The 22,708-nt window shown below is 63.6% G+C and carries 24 protein-coding genes; 3 read left to right on the top strand and 21 right to left on the bottom strand.

Features of this window, described 5'->3' with window-relative positions:
- Positions 1-119: 119 nt before the first annotated feature.
- Entirely contained in the window at positions 120-446 is a 327-nt protein-coding gene (locus tag MPC4_RS03180) for a hypothetical protein (protein ID WP_174511243.1), read from the bottom strand.
- A gap of 83 nt (positions 447-529) precedes the next feature.
- A complete protein-coding gene (locus MPC4_RS03175) occupies positions 530-1,120 on the bottom strand; it encodes a hypothetical protein (RefSeq protein ID WP_244628819.1) in 591 nt (196 codons plus the stop codon).
- Positions 1,121-2,216: 1,096 nt separating this feature from the next.
- Between MPC4_RS03175 and MPC4_RS03170 the strand changes: the two genes are divergently transcribed.
- The 3 genes from MPC4_RS03170 (at position 2,217) to MPC4_RS03160 (ending at position 4,645) form a co-directional block, all read left to right on the top strand.
- Entirely contained in the window at positions 2,217-2,807 is a 591-nt protein-coding gene (locus MPC4_RS03170; RefSeq protein WP_174511242.1) for a hypothetical protein, read from the top strand.
- A gap of 436 nt (positions 2,808-3,243) precedes the next feature.
- Complete coding sequence (locus tag MPC4_RS20865; RefSeq protein ID WP_210253584.1) at positions 3,244-4,191, top strand: hypothetical protein; 948 nt, start codon at positions 3,244-3,246, stop codon at positions 4,189-4,191.
- Between the two features lie 22 nt (positions 4,192-4,213).
- Positions 4,214-4,645: a hypothetical protein gene (locus MPC4_RS03160; protein ID WP_174511240.1), complete on the top strand. Its 432-nt coding sequence runs from the start codon at positions 4,214-4,216 to the stop codon at positions 4,643-4,645.
- A gap of 687 nt (positions 4,646-5,332) precedes the next feature.
- Here MPC4_RS03160 and MPC4_RS03155 read toward each other — a convergent pair.
- From MPC4_RS03155 to MPC4_RS03065, 19 genes are all read right to left on the bottom strand, one after another.
- Entirely contained in the window at positions 5,333-5,791 is a 459-nt protein-coding gene (locus MPC4_RS03155; RefSeq protein ID WP_174511239.1) for a hypothetical protein, read from the bottom strand.
- 274 nt (positions 5,792-6,065) lie between these two features.
- On the bottom strand, positions 6,066-7,010 hold the full coding sequence (locus MPC4_RS03150) for a DUF7007 domain-containing protein (protein ID WP_174511238.1): 945 nt from the start codon (positions 7,008-7,010) through the stop codon (positions 6,066-6,068).
- Positions 6,908-7,306 carry a hypothetical protein gene (locus MPC4_RS03145; protein ID WP_174511237.1) on the bottom strand — a complete coding sequence of 133 codons (399 nt, stop codon included), beginning with the start codon at positions 7,304-7,306 and terminating at the stop codon, positions 6,908-6,910. Before MPC4_RS03145 ends, MPC4_RS03150 begins: the two co-directional genes overlap by 103 nt.
- Positions 7,288-7,497, bottom strand: coding sequence for a hypothetical protein (locus tag MPC4_RS03140; RefSeq protein ID WP_174511236.1), 210 nt, complete (start codon positions 7,495-7,497; stop codon positions 7,288-7,290). Before MPC4_RS03140 ends, MPC4_RS03145 begins: the two co-directional genes overlap by 19 nt.
- A 77-nt stretch (positions 7,498-7,574) precedes the next feature.
- The gene (locus MPC4_RS03135) at positions 7,575-9,512 is read right to left on the bottom strand and encodes a ParB N-terminal domain-containing protein (protein WP_174511235.1); all 1,938 of its coding nucleotides are present in this window, start codon (positions 9,510-9,512) and stop codon (positions 7,575-7,577) included.
- A 231-nt stretch (positions 9,513-9,743) separates the two neighbouring features.
- Positions 9,744-10,355 carry a hypothetical protein gene (locus MPC4_RS03130; protein ID WP_174511234.1) on the bottom strand — a complete coding sequence of 204 codons (612 nt, stop codon included), beginning with the start codon at positions 10,353-10,355 and terminating at the stop codon, positions 9,744-9,746.
- A gap of 209 nt (positions 10,356-10,564) precedes the next feature.
- A complete protein-coding gene (locus MPC4_RS03125) occupies positions 10,565-10,954 on the bottom strand; it encodes a hypothetical protein (RefSeq protein ID WP_174511233.1) in 390 nt (129 codons plus the stop codon).
- A gap of 87 nt (positions 10,955-11,041) precedes the next feature.
- Entirely contained in the window at positions 11,042-16,147 is a 5,106-nt protein-coding gene (locus MPC4_RS03120; RefSeq protein WP_174511232.1) for a methyltransferase, read from the bottom strand.
- A gap of 132 nt (positions 16,148-16,279) precedes the next feature.
- Positions 16,280-16,471, bottom strand: a complete 192-nt coding sequence (locus tag MPC4_RS03115; protein WP_174511231.1) for a hypothetical protein — start codon at positions 16,469-16,471, stop codon at positions 16,280-16,282.
- A gap of 83 nt (positions 16,472-16,554) precedes the next feature.
- Positions 16,555-16,776, bottom strand: a complete 222-nt coding sequence (locus MPC4_RS03110; protein ID WP_174511230.1) for a hypothetical protein — start codon at positions 16,774-16,776, stop codon at positions 16,555-16,557.
- A 225-nt stretch (positions 16,777-17,001) separates the two neighbouring features.
- Positions 17,002-17,283, bottom strand: a complete 282-nt coding sequence (locus MPC4_RS03105) for a hypothetical protein (protein ID WP_174511229.1) — start codon at positions 17,281-17,283, stop codon at positions 17,002-17,004.
- 36 nt (positions 17,284-17,319) lie between these two features.
- Positions 17,320-17,562, bottom strand: a complete 243-nt coding sequence (locus MPC4_RS03100; RefSeq protein WP_174511228.1) for a hypothetical protein — start codon at positions 17,560-17,562, stop codon at positions 17,320-17,322.
- Positions 17,559-18,176: a DUF6927 domain-containing protein gene (locus MPC4_RS03095; protein WP_174511227.1), complete on the bottom strand. Its 618-nt coding sequence runs from the start codon at positions 18,174-18,176 to the stop codon at positions 17,559-17,561. Before MPC4_RS03095 ends, MPC4_RS03100 begins: the two co-directional genes overlap by 4 nt.
- A gap of 165 nt (positions 18,177-18,341) precedes the next feature.
- Entirely contained in the window at positions 18,342-18,545 is a 204-nt protein-coding gene (locus MPC4_RS03090) for a hypothetical protein (protein WP_174511226.1), read from the bottom strand.
- A gap of 66 nt (positions 18,546-18,611) precedes the next feature.
- A complete protein-coding gene (locus MPC4_RS03085) occupies positions 18,612-19,013 on the bottom strand; it encodes a hypothetical protein (protein WP_174511225.1) in 402 nt (133 codons plus the stop codon).
- Positions 19,014-19,017: 4 nt separating this feature from the next.
- Positions 19,018-19,347, bottom strand: coding sequence for a hypothetical protein (locus MPC4_RS03080; protein WP_174511224.1), 330 nt, complete (start codon positions 19,345-19,347; stop codon positions 19,018-19,020).
- Between the two features lie 338 nt (positions 19,348-19,685).
- Positions 19,686-20,186: a hypothetical protein gene (locus tag MPC4_RS03075; protein WP_174511223.1), complete on the bottom strand. Its 501-nt coding sequence runs from the start codon at positions 20,184-20,186 to the stop codon at positions 19,686-19,688.
- Positions 20,187-20,436: 250 nt separating this feature from the next.
- On the bottom strand, positions 20,437-21,162 hold the full coding sequence (locus MPC4_RS03070; protein WP_174511222.1) for an outer membrane protein: 726 nt from the start codon (positions 21,160-21,162) through the stop codon (positions 20,437-20,439).
- Positions 21,163-21,420: 258 nt separating this feature from the next.
- The gene (locus MPC4_RS03065) at positions 21,421-22,044 is read right to left on the bottom strand and encodes a helix-turn-helix domain-containing protein (RefSeq protein WP_244628818.1); all 624 of its coding nucleotides are present in this window, start codon (positions 22,042-22,044) and stop codon (positions 21,421-21,423) included.
- Between the last annotated feature and the right edge of the window lie 664 nt (positions 22,045-22,708).

The raw sequence follows: 22,708 nt of genomic DNA, 5'->3' as shown, positions 1-22,708 counted from the left end.
GGGGCATGGCGCGGAAGAACGGGGCGGCGCGCGCCTCTCGGCCGCCGGGAAGCGGGCGATCAGGGCGTTCTGGGGCCGCCCTCGACTGTGATGAACTGGGCGGCGAATTCGCGCGCGCCTCAATATCCGTCGAGGCGCACCGTTGCGCCTTGGACGAGCTGGTCGAGCAGGGCGTTGACGGCGCCCGCCTCGAAATGATCCGGCGAATACCAGCGCGCCGAGGTCGGCCGGCCGCGGTCGTCGTCGCCTCGCAGACGGAGGATGCGGTCGCCGGACATCGTGTGCCGGATCTCGGCGTCGGACGTTAGCGTGAGGATGGCCTTCCTGCGGCTCCATTCGCTGCGCCGTTTCAGATCCTCTTCGATCTGGCGTGCGATGCGTTCCTGTTCGTCGCGCGCGCGTTCGGCGGCGCTCGTTGGGCGGGAGAGTTTGCTGAAATCGATCATTGCGGGTGTCCTCCGGTCTCGCGGCCATTCAGCCGGCGAATGTCATTCGAATGGCGGGGACCCGAAGGTCCCCGCCGGACGCGTCAACCCTCGAAAGCGCTCAATTCGGCGGCGGCGGAGCGCCGTTCGACCGTCGCGGGTCCTTGCGCCTGAGACTCGTAGGCCTTCCAGTCCTCTCCGGTGATTTCCTTGTAGGCGTTGATCGCGCCCTCGGCGGCGGCGAGCAGCGCGTAGGCCTGCATCGCCATATCCGCGGCGAACTCGCGAATGCGTTGGGCCTTGCTGTCGAAACCGACCGGCGCGTCGCGGTCCTCGTCGCGGAAGTCGTTGGCGAGTTTGGCCGTAGCGTCCTTGGCCTCCGTTACTTTGTCGGTGTAGAAGCGGCCGGCGCCGAGGGCGGAAGAGACCAGGGAGCCGGTGATGCGCTGAAAGTGCATCTGGGCCGCCTTTTCGTTGAGGGCCTCGTCGAATGTGAGCCACATCTGGCGGAGCGCTTTTTCATGGTCCTCGCGGATGCTTTCGAAATCGGGCATATCGCGAGCGAACGTTCTTGCGACCGATTCGGCGACAGCAGAGTTCGGGCAGAGCAGGCGCGCGGCCTCGATCGTGATGGCGGGACGGGACTTTTTGGCGTCCTTGGCGGAAGCGGTCTTGGAGGTGCGTTTGAAAGCCATGATCTTGATCCTTTTTCGGAGCGCCGGGGGCCGCCGGCTCGATGCCGGCGCGTTCCCCTCGGTGCGGCCAAAAAAGCCGGGTCGATAAACCGGGGCCGCACCCTCGACTGCCGCCATTGGGCGGCAGCGTGGGCCGGAGCGCAGCGGAGGACGGCGGAGGGCGGCCATTTTGTTGCGCGAGGAATTCGGCCGCAGGCCGAAGGGGAAAATGGTTGCCCGTAGCCGTTGCGGGGCCCGGTTGGCCCGGCTAAGCCGCACCAAACCGAGGGGAACGCGCGGACATCGAGCTCAACACGCGGTCCCATCCCGCTCCGACGACAAAGGATCGGGAAGATCATGGACGCGCGCCGCCAGGCCGCCCGCCGGCGCCAATGAGCAACCGTTCCTTGCATCCGAGGGCTGGGCGCTCTCTCTCTGGACCGAAGCCAAAACCGCCAGGGGCGCATCCGTTCCTGCTCGTGCATGATTTCGGGCGGCCACGGGGTTCCTGAATTGGTTTTGCCCGCAGCTCTCTTCGATGGCTCGACGGAGAGGCGGCGGCACGCCCGCGCGCAAGGCGATTGATCGCGACGCCCGGCCGCCGGCTGCCGACCGGGAAAGCGGAGACCGGGATGCGCGCCGGCCGCCGCCAGCGACGATTACGACGGGGAGCGCAAGGGCGCGCCTTTGACGGCAAGGGAGAACGCGCGCCTCTCGCCGTGATGGCCCGCGGGCTCGCCTGCCTGCCACAGACCGAGGCGCCTGCCGGGAAACTAATCGCCGAGGACGGCGGAGGCCGGCTCTGGCGGCGAGGCGCGCGGTCGAAGGCTCCGGCCTCCTGCCGATTTCGAGCTTCGCAGGCGCGCCGGCGGGACCAGACGTCGCCGCTGCAACGAGGCGCATTCGCCTCCATGCTGCGACAGGCGAAAGACGCCGATCGGCGATAGCAACGATTCGCCTTGCCCGACTGGCCTCAAAGGGTGTGAACGGGAAAAAGCGCCGCGATTTTTTAGCGAATGCCGGGTCGGACTGGAAGGGTGTTTATAATCAATGCGTTATGCTTGCATTGCGCCGCCGCTTCTGTTATCTGTTCATTGTTTGTTCGAAGGAGGCTCGCATGCGTATCGCACTAATGCCCGGGACGACGAATGTCGTGAGGTTTCCGGTCGAGCAGAGGGCGAAGCCGTCGCTTGATCTGCTTTACGACATTGCGCCGGATTCACGCGAGGTGAGCCTGGTTGCCGAGGCCTTTGGCCTTGAGGAGGCGCCGCTCGACATTCGCCATGACGCCGATTGTGAAATGGCGGAACGCATCCGCATTTGTCAGTGGCCGGAGACGGTCGCGGAACGGAACGCGGCGCTGGGCGAACTCCTGAAGCCGCTGGTCGAACGGGCCGTGGCGGCGTGCCGTGAAGCGGCGAGCGCCGCCGTTCGCTCCGATGATGCGGCGGAGCGTTTCGTCAACGCGCAGTCGCGGGGCGGGTACTGGCTGCTGCCGCTTGAAGATGAGTCGACGCTGCGGGCGAACGAGGCGGCGCGGCTTCTGATCGAGGCCCATGCCGCATCTGACGCAGCCTTCGGCGCTGCGCGCGCGATCCGGCTGGCGAAGGCGGGGGAGGCATGGCGTCCATTCAATCTTGAAGAAGAGGCCAATTCTCTTTTCTTCGGCAGTGGGGATCGGCGGCTTGGGTCCGTCGGCGAAAAGTAAGAGCTGCAGCCGGCAATAAACGCCTTGGCTATTTTTTGGGCCAAGGCGTTTTGCGTTTGCGCGGGAGCTCGCAACGATGGAGACCTTCGAGCGAAGGAGGTCAACATTGCGAGAGCCTCATGCGGCCCTGCGCGCACTTGTCAGGGCCTGCCCGGTCTCGCCTGGAGAGGCGAATCGGCTGCCGCGACCCAAGGGCATATTCAGGCGGGGCGGTGCGACGAGCGGCCGCACCTTCCGCTCGCCGCGTCCCGCGCGCCCAAATGGCGCCGAAGGCCCTGGCGCCCATCTGTCGGCATCTCCCGAGCCCTGCCCGGAGAGGTGCATTGCCGACAGGCCCTCGCAGCTGAGACGAACTCTGAGACCGGGCGCTAAGGGGCGCGCGGGTCGGGCGGTGCGCGCGCCAAAGCGTGAGTTGAAAGGGCCGATCCGGTGGAAATTGGATTTCGCATTCGCGCCGCGGCTCGCGACGCTGAGGACCTCTCTTATTGGAGGAGGTCTTATGTCGCGAGAATTGATAGGGGTCTTTCTGGCCGGGAGCGGTGGGAGGACGAAGAACGGGGATCAAGTGGGGGCCTTGTTAAGGCCTTCTGGCGAGCGTTTCCGTTTGGGTGCGATCGCATTGGCGCTGACGGGGTTGTGCTGTTCGGCTCACGCGCAAACGCAGGTTGTTATTCCGTCAGGTTTGCCCGTGCAGGTGGTTCCGAAATATCCCGAGGTCGGGGCTCCGAATTTTTCCTTTCCGTCGGGGTCTTCGACGGATGTTGGGGGGACGGGGACGACGGGAGATACGGGTGGGAGCGGTTCCACCGGTAGCGGCGGAACGACATTGCCAGCAAATGCGACCCTGACGCAGGTCGCGCAGCAGGATTTTATTCAGGCTGCGGCGGCTGCGACGGGAATAACGCCGGAAGCACTAGCGGCGACCTGCATGGCGGAAAGCAATTGTCAGAACGTCGGGGCGGCATCAGGGAGTTCGGCGTCGGGCGAATTTCAGATGATCAATTCGACCTATCAGGCGATGATCGATCAGTTCGCTGCGAACAATCCGGGCATATCGGTGGATACAAGTCTTGCCGGAAAGATGGATCCGACCAACGAGGCTTATGCCGCCGCGCAATATCTCGCGGACGGCGTGCAGGCGTTGCAAGCCGCGGGCGACGCCAGCCCAACGAATGTAGACCTTCGCGGGTATTATCAGTTTGGCGCGGGGCTAGGGGCGCAAATAGCAAACGCGCAGCCTAATCAGAGCCTTGAAAGCATCGTACAATTAACGCCATCGCAAATGGCGGCAAACGGCATCACCGCATCAACTACGGTGAGCCAATGGCGTCAAACATACGCAAATAAGATCGGAGCGGCAGCCTATCAGACGGCTGGGGCGTGACCTGTAATAACGGAGAAAGAAAATGAATTGGAATAAACGATTCTTGGGCGTTGTTGGATGCTTTCTGTGTATTTGGTCTGGGGGAGCGTCCGCAGGTGCATCGGGAAAGCCGCTGGACGGTTATGTTTGCATGAGTCTGAAGCATGAGCAAACGTATAGCGAGTGGGTCGCTTCTGGAAGGTTGCCGAAGTCGCCTGGGGGGCCGGATGAGCCTCCTGTTTATCGTGCGCCAACGGAAGGGTCGGAGCGGATAGGGTATCAGATGAATCTTGTGATTGCAGAATGGCCATTAAATAAGGTCAATGGATTTGTTCGGGTTTTGTGGGGGCAAAAAGGTGTTCCTGGATGGATCGCGCAGGATTTGATTGTCCCTTACCACAATTCGGCAAAGCCAAACGCCAAATGTACGCCGCTTCAACTGGAGAGTGGCAACATCAGTTTTTGGATAGAATAATCGCACATGGTACGATAGCAATGTTGTTGGACGGCGGCCAGTGGGCCGCCGTTTTCGTTTTGGCTAGAGAAATGCTTGCTGGAATGTCTTTGGATAAGGTCGGAAGCGCGCGTTCGTAAAGGGACTTTCAGTTCGCCGAAAGTTGGAGAATGGGAATAACTATTGGCAAAGTCGTGTGTCTGGGGTCGATCGAGATCAGTTCCTTTTGGGGGCGCAGCTGGTGGCCTAAGAGGCAATCCGTTGAGCGACTTTCGTGAACGGGGAGGAAAGGAGATTTCGCATTCGCGTGACGGTCTATCAGGCTCTGGGTGAGCGAGGATGTCCTCGTATCATCTGGAGGTTTCGATGCTGAAAAGAGGTGCGTGGTCGAGGACTGCGCGTGGGTTCGTCTGGGCCATCCGCATTGGCGCGAGATTAACGGGCTCTGTCGCAAGGATGTGCTTGAGTGCGGCAGCGTTGGGCGGTGCGATCGCAGCCGTTAGTATTGCGGGTGCGGGCGTAACCGAACAAGGAGGCGGAAGGTTGCCTGTGCTGAAGGCTGCGATGGCGCCCGAGCCGGCGCCGGGAGGTGCGCTTTATGAAGCGCGGTCGGCATGGGTCGGGAGCCTGAAGGGGAAGGGAAGCGTGAGGCTTCGCTGCGTGGAATCGCAGGAGGCTGATGAAGGGTCTGAAAAGGCCGAGTGAAGTTTATAAGGTCGCGGTCAGCGGTAGTGCGGGCTGAGGACTACGTGTTCGAGTCGGCGGTTCTGACGTGATGGCCTTTGGGCGGCACCGGGGTGTTGGCAAGCTGGGGTAGGTCGTTGGCTCGCTGTACAGATCATGATCATCGTGAAGAATCAGGATGCGGACCGCAATAGTCTTCCGGCGGCCTTCGCGGAGCGAACGGACGATCGCCATGTCGGAACGACCGCTGATGAAGCGGCTTTCCCATTTTCCGGTCGTCGAGTTTCTACGGGCGGCCCCCATTATGCCGTTCAAGAATGCTTCGACGATCCAGGGATTTCGAAGCAGGGGGCGGCCTCGGAAACGGTCGCGCCAATAATGGTCTTCCTGGAGGTAATAGGTCGAGCCGACTGAAATCACGCCGACGCCATAAGGGTTGTCTCCACCTTGGCGGCGGGAGGGTGCGCGATATTGGCGATTCATCGATGTCTCCTTTAACGAGAGGAAGGAATGTTCACCTCAGATTTACCGATAGATTAATTCATTTGTCGGTGAATATTTCGGCGTGGGGTTTGATGGATTTGTCGCGAATGAGCTTTTCTATCGCGAAGGCGTGTCTTGGGGCGGTTGGGCTTCGGCATGGAACCCCGCCTTGGGCGGCGGGGCAGATGCGCAAGCATCGTGTCCCAGTCGGCATAAGCGGTCTCTTCGGTCCAGCCGAAAGCCGCCAGAATGCGCATTGCGACGGGGTTGTCTGTTACTCTTGCCTCGCTTGTTGGTCTTGAACAAAGCGCACAAAGATATCTGGATACCAATGGCGGGCGCATTCGAGCGCGAATTCATAGGCGGTTTTTGAGGGCTGGCGCGGGTCGACGCCGGTCTGGGCCTGGAACGGCGCTGGATATTTCAGCGCGACAAGCGACCATTTGCAGTCTTCTTCGTACCAGCCGTTCGCCGAGCGCATGTCGTCCGGCATATCGGCGTTGAGCGTTGGCGAAAGATGAATGCCGCCATGACTTGGCGTTGAGACGGTGTAGATGCCCGGCGCGATGAAGCGCAGCGTCTCGATCGGTCCCCAAGGCGAAAACGCCGGGACGGCGTATTCGGGATTGGGAGATTTTCCCCAGGCGAGAGCGAGGGCCGTCTGGGCTTCGCTTCTGGAGCGAAACCAATCGACCTGAGTTTCGTCAGGAAGGCCGTCCTCGTCGAAGGCGATGGGGAGGCGCGCGGCGTAGATGGGCGGGCCGTCGACGAGGCTCGCGAATTCGCGAAGTTCGCCGAGGGATAAGTCGGCCGCTTGGGTCAGCAGCCACCTGTCGCGCCACGAATAGGCGCCTCCCCAATCTGTTGGATCGTAGAGCCATCGTGGATGCTCGTCGTTTTTAGTGGAGACGAGGGCGGAAGATGGTTGCGGCGCCCTCTTGGCGCGAAGCGCTGGATCGTCCGGTTCTATCGTTCCGATTTGATCGCCGTTTTCGTCGAGGTGAACGCAGAAGAGGCGGGTTGCGACGATGTTTTGCGGCGTAATCTGCGCGCGCTGGCCATCGGGAAGATGGACGGTGTCGGTGTCCTCGTCGAGGCCCGCCTGGCGGGCCTTGATCAGGGCAGTGGCGGCGCCGCCCGGCGTGTCGGAATCGATGAAGAATTCGGCGCTGTCGCTGAGGACGTGTTCTTCGACGAGGAGGATGCGAAATCTTGGCATGGGAGATCCTTTGCTATCGCGTGTGAATTGTGGGGAGGCGTTCGGCGTTGCCTGGCGAGCCGTTCGAGGGCGTCGATGTCCGCGTAGATTCGACTGAGGGAGCCGTCGAACCGGCTTGAGGCCTGCGCGGCGAGGAGGTAGCGCCGCCAGGCGGCGTCATTCCAGTCTGAGGGCCGGTTGCGTTTGTGGCGGCTGCCGCAGGCGGCGCGCTCGCAGGCGATGATGATTTCGGTCTCGATGCGCTGGGCGTTGGCCCGGCGCGCGGCGATGAGGCGTCTCAGTGCGTCGTCGTCCATGGCTCGGCATCCTTCGGCTCCCGCAACTGTTTCGAAGAGGAGCGAAAAGCGTTGCGGGGGCGGACTGAAAGGCCGAGATGAAGCCCTCGGCGAAACGCGTCCTCGATGAGGCTTTTGGCGTCGGTTGGGCTTTCGGAGGCGTGGAGAAGATTGTCGGCGAGTCCGGAAGCCAATCGTTCGATGTCGATCATGTTGATTCCTTTCTGTCGCTGGAGATGCGGCGCGCCCGGGCTGGAGCGGACGCGCCGTTGGTTCGGATGACGGCGGGTCAGGCGTCGCTGAGCTGGCGATCAGCGCCGGCGCGCGTCTTGCGGGGACGCCTGGAGGGGGCGCGGGCGGCCGACGTCTCGAGATGCGCGTTTTCGTCGGGGTCTTCTTCCGTGGCGTCGAAGCCGGCGGCGTCTTCCTCGAAGGCATGCGGCGACGAGGGGTTGTCGATTGCATCCTGATCGTCCTCGTCATCGTCGCGAACGTTGCAGGCGTCGTCTTCGTCTTCGGAAGCGTCCGGGCCGAGGTCGCCGTCGTCGCCCTGGGCGCTTTCAGGCGCGTCTTCGTCGCCGTCGTGCGTCGGCGCCACGCCGTCCGTTTCATCGGTTTCGTCGTCGGCCCATTGGTGCGAGCGCAGCGAGTCCTGATGGCTCGCGAGCTCCGCCTCGGTCGGCTTGAAGAGGGCGGCCGGGTGGATGAAGTCCCCTTCGCCGACCTGCGCGATGAGCGCCGCGCGCGTCTCCTTGGCGCGGGGGCGCGGCAGGACGCCGATGCTCGCGGCGGCCTTTTCGATTGCGGATTTGGAGAGGCAACTGAGGAATTCCTCGGTGGCCATATTGGGAAGATGCTGGTCGGCGCCGATCGCGTCGCCGGCGAAGCGCGCGACGATGCCGCTGTCGGACATTCCGCCAGGGTTCAAGGCGAGGAAGCTGGCGAGCGTTTCGCGCGCGGCGCGGCGAAGGACGTCGAGATCCTGAGTGAGACGGCCGCCTTCGGTGAGGCGCTGCACGATTTTCTTGCGGTCGTCGGATGAATAGCCGTCGCCGGTTCTGAGGCTGACATTCGTTGCGCTGAAGCCGAGGACGAGAAGGCCGATGAGCGTGACGTCGTCGATCGGGTTGTCGAGAAGCGCCTTTCCGAGCGCGGCGGTGCGCAGTTCGCCGACGATCGCGCTGCCTTTCTGGGTGAGGTCGGGCCGCGTTTTGGGGGCGGGGGCGATGTCGTCGTTTTCGGCGTCGGCCGCGGCGGATGACCCTTTCTTTGGCTCGGGTTTCGGCTGGCGGAATGCGATCTCGACAATCGATCCGTCGCGCAAGTTGACGCTGCAGCCGACAAGGTCGCTCTTCCGTGGTTTGGTCCAGATGCGTTCCGCCTTGGGCGGAAGCTTCGGTTGGCCGTAGTCATCGGAGGGCAGCAGGACTCCGTTTTTCGGAAGATGGGCCTCCAGCCAGGCCTGCTGGGCGGCGAGGAAGGCGTCGACCTGCGTCGTGTAGCGGGAATCCTCGTTGCCCTGGGTAAAGAGGTCCTCTTCCCAGACGACGCCGAAGGCCTGCTCTTCGTCGGGGCCGAATTTCGCCACGCGGGCGTAGATGCGGCGCTTTTCGAGCGCGCGCGCGATCTCCCACCAACTTGCTGTCTGGCCTTTTTTGGGCTTGAGCTTTTTCCAGACGGATGTCTGCTCTTCGCCGGTCGCGGCGGCGATCGTGCGCAGATGATCTTCTTTCGGCATGTCGCCGGCGGCAATCTGATCGAGGATGGCGGGGTGGATATTGGCGAGAAGCCGGAGTTTTCTGATCTGTTTGATCGGCGTGGCGAGCGCGAGAGCGATGGCGTCCTCGGTCCAGTGCTGCGCGGTCAGCGCTTCGATGGCGCGCCAGAGGTCGACGGTGTTCATTGGGGCGCGAACGATGTTTTCGGACAAGGACCGGAGCCGGTCCGCGGCGTCTTCGCCGGGCGCGGAGTCGTCCAGGCGGTCGTTTTCACCAAGGACGAGAACATTGATCTCCGCGATGTCGAGCCGGATGACGGCGCGGGTTCTGCGGTCGCCATAGATGATTTCGAGATCGGCGCCCTTTTGGCGGACGACGGGGGGCTGAAGGAGTCCGACAGCCCTGATGCTCGCCATCAGGGCGTCGTCGGCGCCGTCAGGGGCGGCCACCTTGCGGGGATTGTTCGGGTTGGGCTTGAGGCTCCGTGGATCGACCGTTCGCAATTCCATTGGGTTTGGTCCTTGTGCTGATTTCTTCGTCTTCTTCCTGAAGACCGGATCGCGGGAGCGCGGGCGTCCGATCGGGGCAAAGGCGGCGCTTGCGCCGGGATCCGGCCGGTCCAGCGCAGCGGCCGGGCGGACCCGCCCTTTGCGGCGGGCGGACGCCTGTGCTGCGTGCCTTTTGTTTGGCAGCCCCATGCCGGCGCTGGCGGCGCAAGGCTCTCGCGAACGGGGACGCGCTTAAGGGTTTCGTCGGAGCCAGCCGACCTCCGCAACTCCGTGGTAGCCTGGCTCAAAAATGAACCAGTCGAAGTCCTGTTTTCCGCCTTCGGCTTTATGGCCCGCCTCGATGACCCGCCCGGGCGGCATCGACGGACGAGGCGTCATCACGAGAACCTGGCGCAGGGGCTTGTATTCAAGCCATCTCGAATGTTCGTCGCCGGTCAGCCAGGCATGCGGCAGAAGCATCGCGACCTTGTGGCGGCAGCGCTCGAGCGCGAGATCGACGAAAAGTTCGGCGATCGTGAAAGGCGGGTTGCAAACGATGTTTTGTGGCCTGGGGCGGCCGCGGGGCCATGGGTCGCGAAAGTCGAAGATCTCGTGGCAGAGGGGGGATCGCCTTATGATGTCCGAACCATAGGCCTTGTAGCCGGCGACGCGTGCGCTGTGCACGATCCGTCCCGACCCGCAGGCGGGATCGTAGATCGAGCCCTCGAACAGTACGTCTTCGAAGAGACGCGATGAACACCAGCGCTCTTCGGTGTAGTAGTCGTGCGGGTCGCGTTCCCAGATCCGCGCGTTGAGCGGTCGCGTCGCGGCGACCGGGGAGGGACGGCGGACGATTTGCAGCATGGCGGTTCCTTTTGCCTGAGGATTGACGAAGCGCTCCCGGGAAGCGTGCGCGGCGCCCGCGCGAATGCGATGCGTTAAATCGGCCGCGGCGGGGCGGGCTGGCGATCGGCGCGCCTATCGCGCGCAGGGATCGAAGAGATCGGCCTGTCTCAGAGGCCGGGCTGGCGCGCCGGCCTCCGTCGGCGCCGACGAGGGTTCGTATTTGGCTTTCAGGCGATCGAGCGTGGCGCATTCGGTTCGCCGGATCGGCGAAGGCGGGTCTGGACGACGCGCTCGACATCGCAATAGGTGTACTCAGGGTCGCCCCAGCAGGGCCATTGCAAGGTCTGTTGAAGAAAATCGATCTTGCCGGCTGTATCCTCGAAGAAGGTCGAGAAGAATCCTGTCAGGTCGTAATTGGCTATGTGGCCGAATGTATTCGAGAGGCGCTGATAGAGGCGTTTTGTAAAAGCGTTTCTCGGGAAGTCGTTGGCGAGGAACTTCAGCAATGAGTTTCCGAACATGGCCTTGTCTTCGGCTGAGTTCCATTTGGTCGGCGTGAAGGCGCCGGCTTCGAGCCTCGGACTTGTGAGCGAACGGACGATCGCGGCGGGAATCATCGTTGTGATCCTTTCGGTCGAGCGGGATAGGGCTGGGGGAGAGACGCGGGAGATCTTCGACTTGCGTGCAGGTCGATCCGGGCGTGATCAGTCGAGGGTGAGGTCGAGATCGAGGAGATCTTCTTCGTCGCCTGAATCGGCGGCGGTCGCGGCGAGCGAGGCCTCGAGAGCGTCGATTTCCGCGCGCTTGTCGGTCAACTCGTCCTCGAAAGCGAACTTCTCGCCGAGGCGTTCGCGGTAGGCGGGAATCCAGTTCGCGTTGTCGGCGGCGGCGCGCTTATATTGCGCCAGCTCGGCCTCGAAGCGGGTGAGCATGTATTCAAGCCGGGCGATGAGGCCGAGGGCGGTGAGTTCGTCGTCGAATTCGATCTCCGCGGCTGGGCCGTTGCGCCGCATCGTCATCTCCAGGCGCGTTTGCCGATTATGAGAGGCGGAGAGGGCGAGGTCGATTTCGAAACCGCCGATAGCAGCGAGGGTCCACGCGCCGGCGATGCCCTGGAACTGATGTTGGCGGACCGCTGCGAGGAGTGCGGCGCCGGTCTGTTTGCGTTCGGAGAATGTCTTGCCTTCGACCTGCATCGCGAAGGCGTCGCCGGCGGTCGGTTTGCGTTGCGCGAGGTCGAGTTGGATTTGCGCGATGCGGCGTTCGGCGTGAGCGAGCGCGCCCTCGGCGGAGCTGAGCTTGCGGCGCAAGGCGTGCTGATCGTCGAAATGCGCGGCGCGCAGACGTTCGAGCCGCGCGATCTCCGCTTCGAGACCGGCTTTCTGCATCAGGCGCGGATCGCCCGAAGCGATGGCCTTCGCCATCGCGAACTGGTTGACCTGATTGCCGGCGTCCTCGAGCCGGCGGACGCTTCGATCGCCCGACATCGCCATGTCGATGAAGCGGGCCTTTCTTTCGAGCATCTGCCAGCCGGTGGCGTCGACGCTGCCCCTCGTCGCGTAGGCGCAAAGTTCGATCTCGTCATTCTCATTGCCCTGGCGCTCGATCCGGCCTTCGCGTTGGGCGATCTGCGATGGCAGCCAGGGCACGTCGAGGTGGTGCAAGGCGATCAGGCGGCGCTGGGCGTTGACGCCCGTGCCCATGGTTTCCGACGAGCCGATAAGGATGCGGACCGCTCCGCCATTGACGTCGTTGAAGAGCTTTTGCTTCGCGCTGGATTTTTTGCAATCCTGCATGAAGGCGATCTGGCTGGCGGGAACGCCGCGTTCGATCAGCCGCGTCTTGATCCAGCGGTAGGCGGAAAAGCCGCGCGTCGCCTCGACGTTGAGCGTGCCGAGATCGGAGAAAATCATCTGCGCCGCGCCGGGCAGGGCGTAAGGGATGCCGTCGGGTCGCGTATAGCGCCGGTGGGAGGTTTCGCGCCAGATGCGGTGGACGTTGTCGATCAGGGCGTTGAGCTTGTTCTCCGGCTCGTCGTCATAGTCGGGGAGGACGAAACGCAGGTCGATCGCGGCGTGGCGGCCGTCGCCGATGACGCTGAGCAGAATATCGTCGCCCTTTTTCGGCCGGCCGGAGCGGTTCTGGATCCTGTCGATCCGTTTCGCCAGATGCCGCTGATAGGCCTTGAAGGCGCGGCTCGGCGCGGCCGTGACGATCTGGCGTTTGCCGGTTTTGATGGCGGGCAGGCGGAGATATTGGCGAAGGTCTGACTGCAGGACGACGTCGGCGACCATGCGATAGATCGCCATGAGATCGGGGACATTGACGAATTCGCAAAATCGCGTGACCGGCTTGTAGAGGCCGGAGGGCTGTAGCTCCAGTTCCGTGCGCGCATCGCCGAAGGTCGCGGCCCAGGCGTCGAATTCCTGAATGCCGCGTTCCTCCAGCGCGTCCGACTGCATGAAGCGCTGCAGGGTGAAGAGTTCGCCCAGCGTATTGGTGATCGGCGTGCCCGAGGCGGGGATGAGGGCGCGTCCGGGGTTCTTCTCGGCGTCGATGAAGCGGGCTTTGACGAAGAGGTCCCAGGCGCGTTGCGAGCCTTCGGGATCGATGCCTTTCAGCGTCGACATATTGGTGGCGAAGGACAATTTCCTGAATTCCTGCATCTCGTCGACGATCAGCTGGTCGACGCCCATTTCGCTGATGGTCAGAAGATCGTCCTTGCGGCTCTGCAGCGCGTCGAGCGAGGCTTCGAGGCCTTCCTTCATGCGCTCGATGCGCTTTCTGGAAATGCGATCGTCGCTGTCAACTTTTTCGAGGAGGTCCCTGTAGGAATTGATCTGCTTCTGAATCAGGCTGCGCTCGAACGCGGTCGGCGTCGGAATGAATTTGAAGGCGGCATGGGTGACGATGATGCAATCCCAGGTCGCCGTCGCCGCGCGCGCGAGAAAACGCTGGCGTTTTTCCTTGACGAAATTGGTCTCGTCGGCGACCAGGATCCTTGCGTTCGGATAGAGAAGCAGGAATTCCCGGCTTGCCTGGGCGAGGCAATGTCCGGGCACGACCATCATAGCTTTGGTGACGAGGCCGAGCCGCTTCTGCTCCATGATCGCCGCGGCGATGCTAAACGTCTTGCCGGCGCCGACGGCGTGCGCGATATAGGTTCCGCCGGCGCTGACGATGCGCCAGATGACCCGCTTCTGGTGGGGGTAGAGCTTGATGACACTGCTGGCGCCGGGAAGCTGCAGATGGCCGCCGTCAAAGTGACGCGGGACGAGATTGTTGAAGCGATCATTGTAGATGCGGGCGAGGCGGTCGGTCCGGTCGGCGTCGGTCCAGATCCAGGCCTCGAAAGCCGCCTTGATTTTCGCGAGCTTATCCTTCGCGGCCTCGGTATCGGCGGCGTTGAGGACGCGTTTTTCGACGCCGTCTTCGACGAAAACATCATAGATCTGCGGTAGCGTCGAATTGAGCGCGTCGCTGAGGAGAAGGCCGGCGTGGCGGCGTTCCGTGCCCCACGCCGAGGTCGACGCCGGCGCGCGGGCGAATGCGTTGACGTCGATGCTCCAGGACGCGATTTCGACCGTGTGACGGATATAGGTCGCAACGCCGAGGACTTCCGCGCAAAAGGCCGCGATGGCGTCGGCGGGGATCCAGGGCGCGCCGAGGCGCGCGCTGATGTCCGAGGGCTTCAGATCCTCGGGCAGAACCTTTTGCAAGGTCTCGACATTGCGACGATAGCGCGGGTCAAGGGCGGCCGCGCCGATGGCGGCGGCGAGTTTGGTGCGGATCGGCCCTGAGAGATAGGCGTCGGCGGTTTGCCAGGTCTCGATGCCTTCGACTGTCAGCTGGGGATCGAGGAAGATGCGCTCGCCGAGCTCCGCGATCGTTTCGTCCCGCGAGCGGCCGAGCAGCTCGGCGACGCGGTCGAGATCGACGAATCCGACGTCATGCAGCGTGACGGCGAGTGCGTCGGCCGCGCTTTCGATCAGCGGCGTGACGGGCGGGTGCAGCACGCGTTCGGTGAAGATCGGGCCTTGCTTCGCTTTTCCGGTTTCGATGTCGTAATCTTCGATCGATGCGATGAGGCAGTGGTCCGGATCGTCGAGGAAGGGTTGCAGGTTCGGGCGGCGGATCGTCTCCTTGGCGATGCCCGTCTCGGGGTTGGTCATCTCGACGATGGTGGTCAGATTGATCGGCCCGAAGTCGCGCACGAAGGAGGCGTAGGCGACGCGCAGACGGGTCTGGGCCGGCCCCCAGGGCTCGTCGGCCTCCTGGGCGCGCAGGATCGCGCGGGTGGCGTCGCGGACGGCGATAAGGCCGCGGATGAGCCGTGCATGTTTGGCCGGGATGCCCTGGGTTCCCTTGCCATGCCGGACCGCGACGGGCCGCGGCGCGCCGTCGATGATCTGAACGAGATGGTTGTCGATGACGAGATAGCTGCCTTCCTTGATCGTCGCGCCGTCGGCGGCGGCGCCGACGCGGATCGCGGCGCGATCGAGGAAAAGCGCCTCGCCTTTGGCGGCCGGCTTGTGAATGTCGCGCGGCAGGCGCGCGATCGCCGCGCGCAGCTTCTCGTCGAGGCTCGTCCCGGCAATCGGCCGGCAGCTGTAGGCGGGGCCGAAAGGGCTGGAAACGCGGGCATGGTCGCCGAGGACCATCTCCGGGTGGTCGAGAAAATAGCGGTTGATCGCGAGCGCCTCTTCGCCGTCCTCAGTGGGGACGGCCTCGGCCAGAGACGTCCAGGCGGGGCCGGCGGCGGGTTGATCGGCGTCGCGTTTCTGCAGGAACAGAATGTCGACGACGACATCGGTTCCGGCGCTCGCGTTCATGCTTCCCTGCGGCAGGCGGATCGCGCCGACGAGGTCTGCCATGGCGGCGATGTGGGCGCGCGCCCTCGGGTCGCTCTTGTCCATGGTCCAGCGGCTGGTGACGAAGGCGGTGAGGCCGCCGGGCCTCAGACGCTCGATCGCGCGCGCGATGAAATAATCATGCAGCGAGAGGCGGAGCTGGCCGGCCGGATCGTCGCCGCGAACGGTGCGGTCGCTGAAGGGCGGATTGCCGAGGACGAGATCGTATAGGTCCGGCAGGCGGGCCTTGGTGAAATCCTCGTGGCGAATGAGGGCGTTTGGATAGAGGAGCCGCGCGATGCGCGCGGTCGTCGCGTCCATCTCGATGCCGGTCAGCGCGACCTTGCCGGCGAGGGCTCGCGGCATGAGCGCGAAGAAGAGGCCGGTTCCGCAGCCGGGCTCGAGGACGCGCCCGCCGGCGATCCCCATGCGCAGCAATCCCTTCCAGATGGCGCGCACCACGAATTCCGGCGTGAAATGCGCGTATTGGGTGGCGCGGGCGAGGCTGGCGAGGTCTTCGCGCGAAACCAGCTGCTCGAGCTGGTTGCCGAGTTCGTCCCAGCCGACTGGGAAGTTTTCGCCGGCGCGCCGGAAGAGATTGTTGGCGAGTTCGGTGGCGCCGAAGGCGGTGAAGCGGGCGAGGACATCCTGTTCCTCCGGCGTCGCGTTGCGGTTCTCGTCTTCGATGGTTTGCGCCAGACGGATCGCGGCGAGATTGTCGGCTGCGCGCGCTTTCCATCCGGCGGCGAGCTTGCGGTCGCCGGCGAGACGGAAGTCCTGCGCGGGCGATCGGGTGGCCTCATTGCTCGCCGCGGATTTGTCGCGGTCGATTTCCTCGTCGCCTGAGACGGCGGGCGTGGGGGCCGGCGCGCCAAAGCCGGAATAAAGATCAAACCCGCCGCCACTGATGCTCGTCGTGTCGAGAAAGGGGAGGGTGAATTGCGCGCTCTTGGGTTTCATGTCGTGGCCTTTTGAACAAGCGGAATCGCTGGCGCGTTGGAGGCGGCCAGTGTTCGGCGTGAGATCGGAAGGAGGGGTCGGGCGAGCGTTACGGCCGGCTAGACCCGGCCTGGTCGCGTGAGACGCCCGCGATTAGGTCGAACGCGAGGAGGGGATCAGCGTGGCGTAGAAGCCGCGCAGAACGGCTTGCCGGGCATTGGCCCAGGTAATCGAAGTGTTCTGGGCGAGCTGACGGAGGCAGGCGTTCAGAAGTTTGGATTGCGTCTGGTCGAGACAGACAGGCTCGCTTTTTTCGCCATCGGGGGAGAGGCGATAAATATGCATGAGCTGGTGGTGGCCGTTAGGGGTCGTGCATGTGCGTGATCCCGTGTCGAGGAAATGGGGGGGCTGGCTGTTCGGGGCGTCCTTCAGGCCTTGACGGCGCCCATGAGAAACAGCTCCTCGGCGCCGAACATCTGACGGGCGCCGCAGGCCTCGCATTTGTAGTTGCGGGCGTCGGGCTCGCAGCACGCGGCCTCTTCGCCGCAGGCGCGGCAAAAGCCGGTCATGTTTTCGGAGGCCTGTTCGATTTCCTCGAGCGTGAAGCGCTTTGCGACGATCTTGCCGGATTTGCCATATTCGATCGCCATGGCGGCGTTCTCCTTTGCGAGCGTCTTGAAGAAGAGATTTCTTCAATGCTCTTCCGCCGCGTCAGCCGGCGTCGCGGCGGGCAAGGGCGCCCTTGCGCCCGGCCCGACCCTTGCGCGGCGCGGCGACGGCTGACAAAGCCTTGTCTTTTTCCTTTTTCGGTTTGGTTCCTCAGGCGGGCGGGTTGTCGCGCATGGCGGCTTTCGGCTCCGTCGCGGGGGCGCGGCTTAAACGACGGGGAGGCCGGACAGCCTCGACAATTCGGTGGCGACAGCGTCGACCTCGGCGCGGGTCGGGCAGTCGGTGATCGCCTCGCAGCCGCCCTCCTTGAGACGGCCGTAGACGGTCCAGAATTGCGCCTCGGCATCCTCGATTCCGCCGTTCGTCCAGATTGCGCCGGTCGTCTCGTCCGTCTCGCTGGCGCAGCCGCCCGTTTCCAGCCATTCGAACAGGCTCCAGTCCGGCGCGACGCCGCCGGCGCAACAGTTGAACAGTCGTTGGTCGCTCACTGGCCTGCTCCTTTGAAGATTAGATTTTCTCGATCTCTACAGGCCGCTTCGCTCGCCGGCCCGGCGATAGAAGGCCCGGAGGACCTGCTGGCGCAGGAGGATGTATTCAAGCGCTCCATTATCGGCGGAGGGACTGAGAATCGCGGTAACCAACGCGGACTCGCGCTGGTCGAGATGCGCGACGTCGTCGGGGTTTGTCGACGGCGCCGGTCGAATTGAGATGCCTGGTAGTCCATTGGGATGAGCGTGGGTGCGGAACCAGATGAGATAATCGTTCATGTCGCCCGCCGTTCGATGACGGCGGTCGCCAGCGTGGCCCGCGATAGGCGACACAGGAAATGCGGGTGCGACAGAGGCGCGAAGACCGGCGTTCGCTTGCGATATTCAATGAATGTGAAGGCGTCGGCGGAGATGCCGGTTTTGCCGAATTGAGCTGGATGCCGGAGACGTATCGTGTCGCCCTGCCTGAAGCTCGCGGCTTGCTTGCGGGCCGCCAGCCGGCGGCTCTTCGCGGCGGTGACATTCGCGCGCCATTCCGCCGCATAGCCGGGGTCGGGAATGTCCTCGACGGGCGAAAGCAGGCGCATGATGCGGTCGGGACAATCGACCTCGCAGGGACCCATGGCCTCGTCGCTGCTCTTGTAGCCGAAGCCGTCCCTCTTGTTGTTCTTGAACAGGAAAACGCCACAAAAGACATACGCGGCGGTGGCGCCTTTGAATTCGTTGCGGATCGCGGCATAGATGGTTCCGCCGACGGTCGCGGTCGCGAGGACGTTGGCCTTATAGACGTCGGTTTCCCGTGAGTATTGTTCTGCGATGTATTCGGCCGGAGTCTGGCTTTGAAGCATGTCGTTGTGGAACAGCCATCCCATCGTGGTTTCCCCTGGGTTCATGGAATGATGATGCCGGCGGCTCGGCAGGCGATCTTTTGGATCGCCGCCTGCATGAGGGAACGGCGCGTCCCTCCACGAGGGTCGCCGTCAGCGGCCTTGTGCGCATGTCGGGAAGAGGGACGCCCGCGCCGGCGGGCTAGGTCACGGTGGGCGCGCCGCGTGTCGTCAGTCTATTGCGGCGAACCGCACGGCTGCGATCTTGGGCAAGATGTCGGTGCGGACATGGACGTAATCATCGTCGGGCGAGTTGGTGAATTTCGTGCTGGTCAGGTAGTGCTCAATGTCGCGAAGCATGTGGCGAACCTGCCTGAGTTGTTGATGAGCCTCGTCGCGTTCTCTTATGACGCGGTGAATAAAGTTTTCGCTCATGGGCGTATTTCCTGTGAAATGAAGCTCCCTGCAGTCGGGATTTGACGGATTTCGTGCGGCCGGATCTCAATCGAGGGGCGCAAGACACTCGAGGCCGAGCATCCGCACTTTGGTCTCCGGCTCGCCTTCCTCAGCTTCGAAGCAGACGTAGACGTAGACGTAATCGGAGAAGCATTTTCTGCAGCGTTTGTGGATGATGCCGACGCGATGCGTGAGGCTCTGGCCGATCGGAAACGGATCGTGGACGATGCGAACTTTTTGGCCCTTGTGGAGCCACGCGGCGGCGCGGTTTCTGACCTCGGTTTCTTGCCATTCGACGCGCCGCGCCCAGGCCTGCGCGGTCTCGCCGCGGGCGCGGCTGCGCCAACTCCAGGTTCCAAGGTAATCCGGAGCCTGCGGCGACAGGTCCGGGATCGCGGGTTGTGGAGCGGCCTGCGTCAATCCGATTTGGTGGACGTGTCTTCCCATATGGTCACCAGGTTCCGCAGTGCGCTTCGATGGCGAGCCTTTCGCGGCGGTCTATGAGCTGCAGCGCATGGTTGTGGAAGACAGAGCCGGTCCGGGCCTGTTGCACGACATGAAGCCAGGCGTCGCGATCTTCAGTGAAAGCGGGGGATCCAGGCGGCGGATCGTCAAGCTTCTGCAGCTCGACGCGGCGCGATCCGTCGCTGTAAACGCCGCAATCGGAGATTGTCCAGCCATCCCTTTGAGCTGCTTCGTGATCCAAGGCGTCGAGGGGGTCGAGGGGGTTTGTCTTCGCACCGATCGGCGGATTGCCGAGCGTATGATGATGGATCGTCATTTGGGCCTCCATTTGTCTTCTTCGTGAAGATGTTCAGGCCCATCCACAGGCCGTCCGGTCGGCGCAAAGGCGGCGCTGACGGGCCCCTTCGCGACAACGCGAAGGGCGTCAGGCGCCGGGATCCGCGCGGCCCAGCGAAGCGGCCGTGCGGACCCGCCCTTTGCCGGCGAGCGGTCGTCTGTGGGACTGATTTTGTCTGCCTCCTTCTCTTAATTTTTCGAAGAGAAACCGGGACGCACGGCTTGGCGTCGCGCTGTGGAAGCTATCGTTGCGGCGCCCTGAATAATCCTGTCAGGGGGGCTTTGAGCGCAGGGCGGGCTTGATGTCGGTGGCCAGAATTATTTTTCGATGCGCCAGAGCGCCGCGCCGGTTCGCGTCAGGCAGTAAATCAGCGCCGGAATGGCGAGGCCAAGGCAGATCGCGGGATAGATCATGAGTCCCTGCGAATGTTTGCTGAAGGAAAGCGCATTCATCGCGGCGCTCAGGATCAGCGTGCCGATAATGGCCGGGACCGCGAAGCGCGCGACGTCCTGTCGTGTGCGATTGGCCGCATTGAGAATGCTGATCTCGATCACGATAAAACTCAAATCGATGCCAACCGCCATGGCGAACGCCGATGGCGCGTCGCAGCCCGTGACAAGGCGCGTGCCTTCGGCGAGATGCGTGAGCGACAGGCAGGTCAGGACAAGCGCGACGGCGAGGACGGCGGCCGCGCAAAGCCGTTGCGTCCGTGGGGGCGCCGGCGAGCGGGTTGTTGCGGGTCTGCGCGATCGTGGCTTGGGCGGGGCTTTTGTCGCGACTTTTGCCGCGCGCGACGAAATGGCGGTTACATTCGTCATGGTCGTAATCCTTTCCTGGGAGGAAATTGAATCGCGGCCAGCCTCAAGAAGGCCCGACCCGGTGGAAGTTCGCAGCGGTCGCGGCGCCCGTGTTCTAGCCCAGGCGATCGCGCCGTTGCCGGAAAGCGCGCGCGGCGCGCGGCGGCGCCCGTCACAAAGGCGAACGGCGCGAGAGGCGCGAAATCGGCTGGGAAAGAGCGGCAGGGTCCGTTGGATCGGTTCGCCCGGCCGTTCTCGAACGTGGTTCAAGTTAGAATTTGACGGCGACCCCGCTTCGGATCGTCGTCGTATTGAAGCGCCCGTTGACGCCCTGGCCGTGCAGATATTCAAACCGGAGGGACAGATCGGGCGCGACAAAGACTTCGACGCCGCCGCCGGTGGTCCAGCCCGCCTCGACCGCGTGGTAGCCTTGGTTGAGTTTGGCGAAGCTCCCGATCATGGGGCCGCTCGTTGCGTAGATCATCAGGCCCTCCGGGGTGGCGACGCCGAGGCGGGCGCGGAGTGAACCGTTGACGTCGGCGAGGCTTCCGTAGGGGTTGGAGACCCCCGCGTCGCCTTCGAAGCCGGCGACGGCGATGCCGACGGGAAAGTTGAACCCGGCGAAGCCCCAGAAGCCCGGCCCGAACGATGTCGCGCGCCGGGAAATTGACCTGAATGGAGGGATGACGCCAAAGGGGCGCGTGTCATTCGATCCCGGCGCTCTTTGGGCGCCCGCCGCGAAGCCAGCGTAGGGGCCCTCAAAGGGGTGTCTGGGAAACCAGCTGTCCGATCGTGAGAATTGTGCAAGCGGCTCGGCTGCGCGGGCCAGCGTCGAAGCCTTGCGCTTTATCAGGCGGTTGGCGTGAAGATGCCGCACGTGCTTCTTCAGCTTGCGTTTATGAAGCCGGGCCGTCTTCGGCCGAAGGCGCGGCGTGTAGGCGGGCTCGTCCCGTTCGTTGTAAGCGAGGACGCGCTTCATATCCTCGGTGAGAGGCATCAGTGGCGATTTGAGCGGGGCGGCCGCGCTTGTCTCGAAAAGCGCCGCGCCGACGCAGAGTCCGAGCGCGACAGTTGCCAGGGACGTTTTCAGTGAGGTCTCCTTTTGTCTTCTTGCTGAAGACCTTTGTCGAAGGCCGGCGGCGGTTCGCCGGGCGCAAAGGCGGCGTTTGCGCCGGGATCGGGGCGGCCCAGCGGAGCGGCCGTTCCGACCCACCCTTTGCGGCTGGCGGGGCGCCGTGGCACGGCTTCTCTTTTCTCAGCTGTGTTCCGGCTGGTTTTCTTGAATCCGGTTTTCGATGGCGGGATCGGAAGTCGCGTCCTGTTCGCGGCGATCGCCTCTTTCGTCGCTGGATAATTGCAGGATCAATTGTTCGATCTCGGCCGCGAGAGCCGGGTCCCTCGCGCGGCGGGCGTCTATCTTTCGAATGGAATGAAGCACGGTCGTATGGTCACGGCCGCCGATGAGCCGGCCGATTTCCGGCAACGACTTGCGCATCAGGGTTTTGGCGAGGAAATGCGCAATTTGCCGAGGCGTGACGGCTCTTCTGAGCCGGCTTCGCGAAACGAGTTCTTGCGTCGAGATGCCGTGGAAGGCGGCGACTGCTCTGACGATGTCGCGGGCGCTGGGCGCGTCGCGGGTCGGCGGGTCAGCGATAGACGCCGCGGGAGGAGCCTCCGCGGAAGACTCGGTGACGTCGACGGCCTGCGCGCTCGCTGAGGTCGCGATCGATGTCCGATGTGCCGCAAGCGCAGGCGAACGGAAATTGATCATCGGAAGCGCCGCTGACTGCGGCTGCATCAGGCGGCCCCGAATTTGCTTTCGGCGCGCGTAGAGGCCGGCGAGCGTGATGTTTGTCATGGGTTCGATTTCGATCATCATGGTGGTTGCTCCATGTTTTCCTTCGATGGTTGCGAATGGGATGAGTGTGGCGCCGCGCCGCGCGAATGCCGGCGCTGGTTTCGATAGGCGCATCGAAAAGAGATGCGCGCCGCGGACCGCCGGCGGGTTGGCCGGCGTGATCACTCGATCCAGGCGTTGGGGTTCGCGTGAGCGGATGCGGGAGATCGGCGTCTCCGAGCCGTCCTATGTATTGATTTTGTGCGGAATCGCCTTGCGTGCGGGGGTGGCTTCGTGATGCTCGCGCGGCAAGCCCGGCTCACCACGGACCGTGAAAGGTTGCGATTGCGAGCCTTTCGCGGGCGTCGACGAAATCCAGCGCCTGACGGTGCAGAAGGGAGCCTTCTCTGGCCCGCGCAACGACATGCGCCCACGCGTCTTTGTCCTGCCGAAAGCCAGGAAAGCTGACGGGGGCTTATCGAGCTTGCGCAGTTCGACGCGCGACGAGCTGTCCCTGGCCGCGCCTAAATCGGAAAGGGTTTATCCCTCGCGATGGGCGCGGTTGAAGTCGAAGCTGGAGATTGACGGCGTCGCGGCGCCGCAGGTCGCCGGCGGGACGATCGACTGGATAGTGATCATTGGGGTTTGCTTTCGTGTTGTTTTTGAACGCACCCTGTCAAGATTCTGGGTAAGCGCCGCATTCCCC

This window comes from Methylocella tundrae (genome assembly GCF_901905185.1).
Taxonomy (GTDB): domain Bacteria; phylum Pseudomonadota; class Alphaproteobacteria; order Rhizobiales; family Beijerinckiaceae; genus Methylocapsa; species Methylocapsa tundrae.
Note: the sequence above shows the minus strand (reverse complement) of the source record. Positions and strands in the feature narration are given on the sequence as shown.

What these genes read in the sequence shown, in the direction of transcription:
- MPC4_RS03150 (WP_174511238.1), bottom strand. Translation starts at nt 7,010, where the DNA reads ATGCCAAGATTTCGCATCCTCCTCGTCGAAGAACACGTCCTCAGCGAC.
- MPC4_RS03070 (WP_174511222.1), bottom strand. Translation starts at nt 21,162, where the DNA reads ATGCCTCTCACCGAGGATATGAAGCGCGTCCTCGCTTACAACGAACGG.
- MPC4_RS03090 (WP_174511226.1), bottom strand. Translation starts at nt 18,545, where the DNA reads ATGAGCGAAAACTTTATTCACCGCGTCATAAGAGAACGCGACGAGGCT.
- MPC4_RS03080 (WP_174511224.1), bottom strand. Translation starts at nt 19,347, where the DNA reads ATGACGATCCATCATCATACGCTCGGCAATCCGCCGATCGGTGCGAAG.
- MPC4_RS03065 (WP_244628818.1), bottom strand. Translation starts at nt 22,044, where the DNA reads ATGATGATCGAAATCGAACCCATGACAAACATCACGCTCGCCGGCCTC.
- MPC4_RS03175 (WP_244628819.1), bottom strand. Translation starts at nt 1,120, where the DNA reads ATGGCTTTCAAACGCACCTCCAAGACCGCTTCCGCCAAGGACGCCAAA.
- MPC4_RS03170 (WP_174511242.1), top strand. Translation starts at nt 2,217, where the DNA reads ATGCGTATCGCACTAATGCCCGGGACGACGAATGTCGTGAGGTTTCCG.
- MPC4_RS03120 (WP_174511232.1), bottom strand. Translation starts at nt 16,147, where the DNA reads ATGAAACCCAAGAGCGCGCAATTCACCCTCCCCTTTCTCGACACGACG.
- MPC4_RS03155 (WP_174511239.1), bottom strand. Translation starts at nt 5,791, where the DNA reads ATGAATCGCCAATATCGCGCACCCTCCCGCCGCCAAGGTGGAGACAAC.
- MPC4_RS03130 (WP_174511234.1), bottom strand. Translation starts at nt 10,355, where the DNA reads ATGCTGCAAATCGTCCGCCGTCCCTCCCCGGTCGCCGCGACGCGACCG.
- MPC4_RS03180 (WP_174511243.1), bottom strand. Translation starts at nt 446, where the DNA reads ATGATCGATTTCAGCAAACTCTCCCGCCCAACGAGCGCCGCCGAACGC.
- MPC4_RS03075 (WP_174511223.1), bottom strand. Translation starts at nt 20,186, where the DNA reads ATGACGAATGTAACCGCCATTTCGTCGCGCGCGGCAAAAGTCGCGACA.
- MPC4_RS03160 (WP_174511240.1), top strand. Translation starts at nt 4,214, where the DNA reads ATGAATTGGAATAAACGATTCTTGGGCGTTGTTGGATGCTTTCTGTGT.
- MPC4_RS03100 (WP_174511228.1), bottom strand. Translation starts at nt 17,562, where the DNA reads ATGAACGATTATCTCATCTGGTTCCGCACCCACGCTCATCCCAATGGA.
- MPC4_RS03110 (WP_174511230.1), bottom strand. Translation starts at nt 16,776, where the DNA reads ATGGCGATCGAATATGGCAAATCCGGCAAGATCGTCGCAAAGCGCTTC.
- MPC4_RS03145 (WP_174511237.1), bottom strand. Translation starts at nt 7,306, where the DNA reads ATGGACGACGACGCACTGAGACGCCTCATCGCCGCGCGCCGGGCCAAC.
- MPC4_RS03095 (WP_174511227.1), bottom strand. Translation starts at nt 18,176, where the DNA reads ATGAACCCAGGGGAAACCACGATGGGATGGCTGTTCCACAACGACATG.
- MPC4_RS03140 (WP_174511236.1), bottom strand. Translation starts at nt 7,497, where the DNA reads ATGATCGACATCGAACGATTGGCTTCCGGACTCGCCGACAATCTTCTC.
- MPC4_RS03085 (WP_174511225.1), bottom strand. Translation starts at nt 19,013, where the DNA reads ATGGGAAGACACGTCCACCAAATCGGATTGACGCAGGCCGCTCCACAA.
- MPC4_RS03135 (WP_174511235.1), bottom strand. Translation starts at nt 9,512, where the DNA reads ATGGAATTGCGAACGGTCGATCCACGGAGCCTCAAGCCCAACCCGAAC.
- MPC4_RS03125 (WP_174511233.1), bottom strand. Translation starts at nt 10,954, where the DNA reads ATGATTCCCGCCGCGATCGTCCGTTCGCTCACAAGTCCGAGGCTCGAA.
- MPC4_RS03115 (WP_174511231.1), bottom strand. Translation starts at nt 16,471, where the DNA reads ATGCATATTTATCGCCTCTCCCCCGATGGCGAAAAAAGCGAGCCTGTC.